At 63.1% G+C, this 5,852-nt stretch carries 4 protein-coding genes and 3 pseudogenes; 3 read left to right on the forward strand and 4 right to left on the reverse strand.

The window, feature by feature from the left end; translation table 11 throughout:
- From K288_RS51685 to traC, 4 genes and pseudogenes are all read right to left on the reverse strand, one after another.
- Nucleotides 1-182 (reverse strand): annotated as a pseudogene (locus tag K288_RS51685) (transposase); the annotation flags it as partial.
- Nucleotides 160-540, reverse strand: coding sequence for a hypothetical protein (locus K288_RS0142080; protein ID WP_027584723.1), 381 nt, complete (start codon nt 538-540; stop codon nt 160-162). The gene K288_RS0142080 and the pseudogene K288_RS51685, both read right to left, overlap by 23 nt.
- Nucleotides 527-742, reverse strand: a complete 216-nt coding sequence (locus K288_RS0142085; protein ID WP_027584724.1) for a type IV conjugative transfer system coupling protein TraD — start codon at nt 740-742, stop codon at nt 527-529. The genes K288_RS0142080 and K288_RS0142085 overlap by 14 nt, the downstream gene beginning before the upstream one ends.
- 4 nt (nt 743-746) lie before the next feature.
- A complete protein-coding gene (gene traC / locus K288_RS0142090) occupies nt 747-1,007 on the reverse strand; it encodes a conjugal transfer protein TraC (RefSeq protein WP_027584725.1) in 261 nt (86 codons plus the stop codon).
- A 244-nt stretch (nt 1,008-1,251) separates the two neighbouring features.
- On the opposite strand from traC, the pseudogene traA reads away from it, so the two are divergent.
- The 3 genes and pseudogenes from traA to K288_RS0142105 all read left to right on the forward strand — a co-directional run.
- A pseudogene (gene traA, locus K288_RS48780) lies at nt 1,252-4,542 on the forward strand (Ti-type conjugative transfer relaxase TraA).
- 191 nt (nt 4,543-4,733) lie between these two features.
- A complete protein-coding gene (locus K288_RS55310) occupies nt 4,734-4,913 on the forward strand; it encodes a DUF6527 family protein (protein WP_244443473.1) in 180 nt (59 codons plus the stop codon).
- 565 nt (nt 4,914-5,478) lie between these two features.
- Nucleotides 5,479-5,852: pseudogene (locus K288_RS0142105) on the forward strand (IS21 family transposase); the annotation flags it as partial.

Raw genomic sequence — 5,852 nt, forward strand, 5'->3', positions numbered from 1 at the left:
AGCAGCCTCAAGCCATGGACGGCCCCACGGCCTGGTGCATAGGCGTAAACTACCCCGGGCGGATCAGGTCCGGCCCACGGCCGGTCATCGCGCGAGAGCGCCCAGAAGTAACCGGTTTTGGTCCTGCCGCGCCCAGGATCCAGCACCGGCGCCGGGGTCTCATCGACACAGAGCTTCGGGGACGGTCGCGGAATCGGCATAGGCGACAAGCCGGCCTCCGGCCGGCAGAGCATCGGCGAAGGAATGGAGGCGCGTGATCTCGCGCGAGACAGCGATCGCGACCACAACGAGACCGCCGAGCACGACGCTCCAGCCGGCGAAACGGACCGTCGTCGCACCCGCCGCCGCGAACAGGAAGACGACGCCGATTGCCGCAGCTATGAGGTAGGGTAGGACGATGCCGATCCGGCCGAGCAGCAGGCGTGCGTTCGGCGTTGTCCCGAACTCAGAAAGCCACGCCTCGATGCCAGTGACGGCAAGGCATAGGCCCACCATCAGCACGGCCGGCGCGATCGCCAGCGCGACCTTACTTCCCTTCATGGCCGAACGCCTTCGCGCCGATCGCCACCAGGCGCTCGCGTTCGGCCTCATTGCCGTGAAGCCGCTCCTTGGCCTCGATCAGCAATCCCAGCAGCAGCGCGCGCTTCTCGTAGCGCAGCCCGGCCTTGGCGATCAGGCCGCCGAGCTCGATCTTCTCCCGCGTATCCTTCTTGCGGGCCTCTGTGGCGTCGGAGCGGTGCATGCGCTCAGCCCTGTTCAGCCAGATCCGAAGACGCGCCAGGCGCGATGGCCGCGGCCATCTTTGCGGCGCGGCCGCCTCCTTTACGAAATCGGCCGGCGATCTCCGCGAAAGCTGAGAGTAGGGACGCTTCGTCGATCTCGATCTCGCCCATCCCGGCCTTCAGCGCGATCCGGCCGATCCGCTCGGCCTCCCGCGTTTCGGCCTGCTTCAGCTGGTCCTGGAGCCGGGCGATTTCGTCCCTGATCTGCCGCGAGGGCTTTTTCATTCCGAAAGACCTTTCCTGTCGATTTGCGCGAAGCGCCCGAAGGAAAGCTGGGCTGAGCGCGAAGCGCGACCCGGGTAATTAACGGGGTCGGCGAAGCCGACGCTTTCGAAGATCATCCCGCCGTTCCGAAGGAGCGGTCTAAGGGCGGAGTAATACGTCGCTGACGCGACGTCCTGCTTCCCGCCCCGAATGGGGGCCGATCCCGACGAATGGCACTTCCCTTGTCTTAAGGATCGCTCCAGCCGTGGCCATCACGCATTTCACGCCCCAGCTCATCGGACGCGGCGATGGCCGCAGCGCCGTGCTGGCCGCTGCCTACCGGCATTGTGCGAAGATGGCGTTCGAGGCCGAGGGCCGTACCGTCGACTATTCGGGCAAGCGCGGGATGATTCACGAGGAATTCCTGGTCCCAGCTGACGCGCCCGCCTGGCTTCGGACCCTGATCGCCGATCGCTCCGTCGCCGGTGCCTCGGAGGCTTTCTGGAACAAGGTCGAGGCCTTCGAGAGGCGGGCGGATGCGCAGTTCGCCAAGGAGTTCATCATCGCGTTGCCCGTCGAGCTGACGAGCGAGCAAAACGTCACGCTGATGGGCCAGTTCGTGGCCGAGCAGGTGCTGTCGCGCGGGCAGGTCGCGGACTGGGTCTATCACGACGAGCCGGGCAATCCGCATGTCCACCTGATGACGACGTTGCGGCCTCTCACCGAGGACGGATTCGGGCCAAAGCGGGTCGCGGTCATCGGCGAAGATGGCCAGCCGCTGCGCATGCAATCCGGCAAGATCGCCTATCGGCTTTGGGCCGGGGACAAGCAGGAGTTCCTCGAGCAGCGCAACGGTTGGCTCGACCAGCAGAACCTGCATCTCGCTCTGAACGGCCATGAGATTCGGGTCGATGGGCGCTCCTACGCCGAGCGCGGCATCGACGTCGTGCCGATGCCCCATATCGGCGTTGCGGCCAAGGCCATCCAGCGTCGGGCACAGCGCGAGGGGCGCGATCCCGACCTCGAACGGCTGCGCGTGTTTGAGGAGAACCGGGCTGAGACGCTAAGACGAATCCAGCGCCGTCCGGAGATCGTGCTCGACCTGATTTCGCGGGAAAAGAGCGTGTTCGATGAGCGGGATGTCGGCAAGCTGCTGCATCGCTATATCGACGATGCCGGAACCTTTCAGCGCCTGATGGCGCGGGTGCTGCAAAGCCCCGATGCGCTGCGGCTGGAAGGCGAACAGATCGATTTCGCCACGGGCGCGCGGGTGCCGGCGAAATATACGACACGCGAGCTGATCCGGCTCGAATCCGAGATGGCGCGGCGGGCGGTCCACCTCTCTGGCAGCACGGCTTTTGCCGTGAAGGCACCGGTCATCGCGGCCGTGTCATCGCGAAACGCCAACCTCTCGGCCGAGCAGCGCACTGCCATTGCGCACTTGCGTCCGGGCAGCGGATCGCGGCGGTTGTTGGTCGCGCGGGGGCGGGTAAGACCACGATGATGCGGGCTGCGCGGCAGATGTGGGAGGCCGCCGGTTATCGCGTCGTCGGCGGCGCCTTGGCGGGAAAGGCGGCCGAGAGATTGGAGAAGGAGGCGGCCATCCAATCCCGCACGCTGGCTTCTTGGGAGTTGCGCTGGAAAAGCGGTCGGGACGGCCTCGATGATCGAACGGTTTTTGTCCTGGACGAGGCTGGCATGGTCGCCTCGCGCCAGATGGCGCTGTTCGTCGAAACAGCGTCTAAGGCGGGAGCGAAGCTCGTCCTGGTCGGCGATCCCGAGCAGCTGCAGCCGATCGAAGCGGGGGCGGCGTTTCGCGCGATCGTCGAGCGCGTCGGCTATGCCGAGCTCGAAACGATCTATCGCCAGCGCCAGCAATGGATGCGCGAGGCATCGCTCGATCTTGCCCGTGGCCGCACGGCGCAGGCCCTGTCCGCCTATCGCCATCATGGACGTCTGTTCGGCTCGGAGTTGAAGGCGCAGGCGATCGACAGCCTCATCGCCGATTGGAACCGCGACTACGATCCGTCCAAGTCGACCTTGATCCTGGCGCATCTGAGCCGCGATGTGCGCGCGCATGAACGACATGGCGCGGGCCAAGCTCGTCGCGCGCGGTCTCGTCGAAGACGGATATGGCTTCCGGACCGAGGATGGCGAGCGCCGGTTTGCGCCTGGCGACCAGATCGTCTTCCTGAAGAACGAGGGCTCGCTCGGCGTCAAGAACGGCATGATCGGCAAGGTCGCGGAAGCCGGGCCAGCGCGCCTAATCGCCGAGATCGGTGAGGGCGAGGGCCGCCGCCGCGTCGAGGTCGATCAGCGCTTCTATCGCCATATCGACCACGGCTACACGACGACCGTGCATAAGGCGCAAGGAGCGACGGTCGAGCGGGTCAAGGTGCTGGCAACGCTGTCTCTGGACAAGCACCTGACCTATGTCGCGCTGTCCCGGCATCGTGAGGATGTGGCGCTCTATTACGGCCGGCGTTCGTTCCAGAAGGCCGGTGGTCTGATCCCGATCCTGTCGCAGCGCCGAGGGAAGGAGACCACCCTCGATTACGAACGCGGCGCTCTCTATCGCGATGCGCTGCGCTTCGCCGCGAACCGCGGACTGCAGATCGTCAGGGTGGCGCGAACGCTCGTGAACGACCGCCTGCGCTGGACGGTTCGCCAGAAGCAGCGCCTCGCCGACGTGGCGCGTCGGTTGCGTGCGCTCGGCGAAAAACTCGGCGTCGTCGATGTCCGTCAACCCATCATCACCACCGCAGACATGGAGGCGAAGCCCATGGTCGCCGGCGTGACGACCTTCCCCAAATCCCTCATCGACATGGAGGAGCGCAACGTCAATCGCATCCTGAACTCCACCATGGATGACGTGGAGAACGAGCGCCCCAAAGTTGACGTGCTAGCCGACGCGGTCGGGCGTACCGGCCTCGGCACTCGGTTCATTCCTATGAAGAAAAACCTATGGGACCCCGAGGTCATCCGCGAAGTCGCTCAATGCGACATCATCTTCGGCTGCATGGATACGGTAGATGGGCGGTATCTTCTCAATGCTATCGCATCCTACTATTCCATTCCCTACTTCGATATCGGCGTGCGCCTGGACGCGACCAAGGATTTCGACGGCGTGGCCTACATCCGTGAAGTTTGCGGCACCGTGAACTATTTGCGCCCTGGTCGGTCCAGCCTTGTCAGCCGCGGCCTGTTCACGATGAGCGATGTCGCCGCGGCCGGTCTGCGCCGCAACGACCCGGCAGCTCATGATCGGCAGGTGGAGGATGGCTACATCAGGGGCGTGGCCGGGCACCGACCCGCCGTCATCAGCGTCAACATGTTCGCCTCGGCGCTTGCCTTGAACGAAATGCTCGCGCGCCTGCATCCTTACCGTGAGGAGCCGAACGGAGCATATGCCGCTGTCACGTTTAGTCTTGCGAGCATGGAGCTCATCTACGACCCTGAAGAGGGAATCTGCGATATCCTGGGGGCGAAGGTAGGCTTCGGCGATACGACGCCGCTCCTAGGGCTTATGGAGCTCGCGGAAAGGCGAAAGGCGTGAGTAGGTTTAGTCGGTTTCTGCTGAATGCATATGGGCGAGCAGATAGGTTTCTGCGGGGCACATACAGGCGCATTCATAATTGGATCGTCCCGCCGTATGCGACCTTGCTCGTGGAAGACACCCTTCCCAAGCAACTGAAGCGCCGGACCCTCTACATCGTCCAGGAGGACGGCTACCAGGAGCAGGCAGCAATGATCTGTCCTTGCGGTTGCCGCTCTGTTTTACATATGAATCTTCTCCCCGATGAACGTCCTTGCTGGCGTGTTACGCGCCATGACGACGGGACTGCCACCCTCCATCCCTCGGTCTGGAGGAAAAAGGACTGCGGTTCGCATTTTTGGTTTCGAAATGGCCGCGTCCTATGGTGTTAATCGAACGTCGCCGCGGCTGTATGCAAACGCTGGTCGCATGCAAGAGCCGATGTGGCGTGCCTGCAGCCATTGGCGATTGAAGGAGCTAAGAATCACGCTCAATCACTGCCTAAAAATGATGGTTCGTGATCGAACATGCAGATGGGGTATCGCGTGGGATTGTTGTGCACCAACAGATTCGGAGGAAAAATCTCTTTTAGAAACAGCCTTCTAGCTATTTGGTGTTTTCACCAGGGGCATGTAATTGGGGTTAGTTCCTCGTTACAGATCGTGATCGACCCGTAGCGTCATGTAGTCGCCTGTTACGAAACTCGCGATCACGTTGTAGCACAGATTCCGATCTTGGCTTGAGGCCTGCTGCACCAGTTTACGAGTTGCTGCGATTTCGTTGCCATCAGGGTTAGCACCAGAGTGACAGGGGTAATGAGCGGTTACTAAATGGCCGCTTTTCCTGCATCAGCTAGCGGATGGTCAAGACAAGCGCCTGGTTTCGATCGCCAGCTCAGCGAAGCCACTGCGCGCGAGATCAATATGAATGCGGCTTGGTCGCAGTCCTATAAGTCCAGTTACCATCGCGGGTGAGCCGCTCGATCACCGGCTCTATCACTTCCGGCTGGCGTTCTCTGGCTTCGAGCATGCCCATGTCGTGCTCGGCGGCGAAAGCTTCGTCGCCCTGGCCGAGGGCTTGCAGAACGCGCTGTGGGTGCTCGGCGGCGTGCCGCGCGAACATCGCAGCGACAGCCTGTCGGCAGCGTTCCGCAATCTGGCGACCGACGCGCGGGAGGATCTGACACAGCGCTACGCCGCGCTGATGGGCCACTATGGTATGGCGCCAACGCGCAACAATGCGGGCATCGCCCACGAGAACGGTTCGATCGAGAGTGCGCACGGTCATCTCAAGCGAGCGCTGGAGGATGCGCTGTTGCTGCGGGGCACACG

Origin of the sequence: Bradyrhizobium sp. Ai1a-2 (assembly GCF_000426245.1) — a bacterium.
In the GTDB taxonomy this organism is placed as follows: Bacteria; Pseudomonadota; Alphaproteobacteria; order Rhizobiales; family Xanthobacteraceae; genus Bradyrhizobium.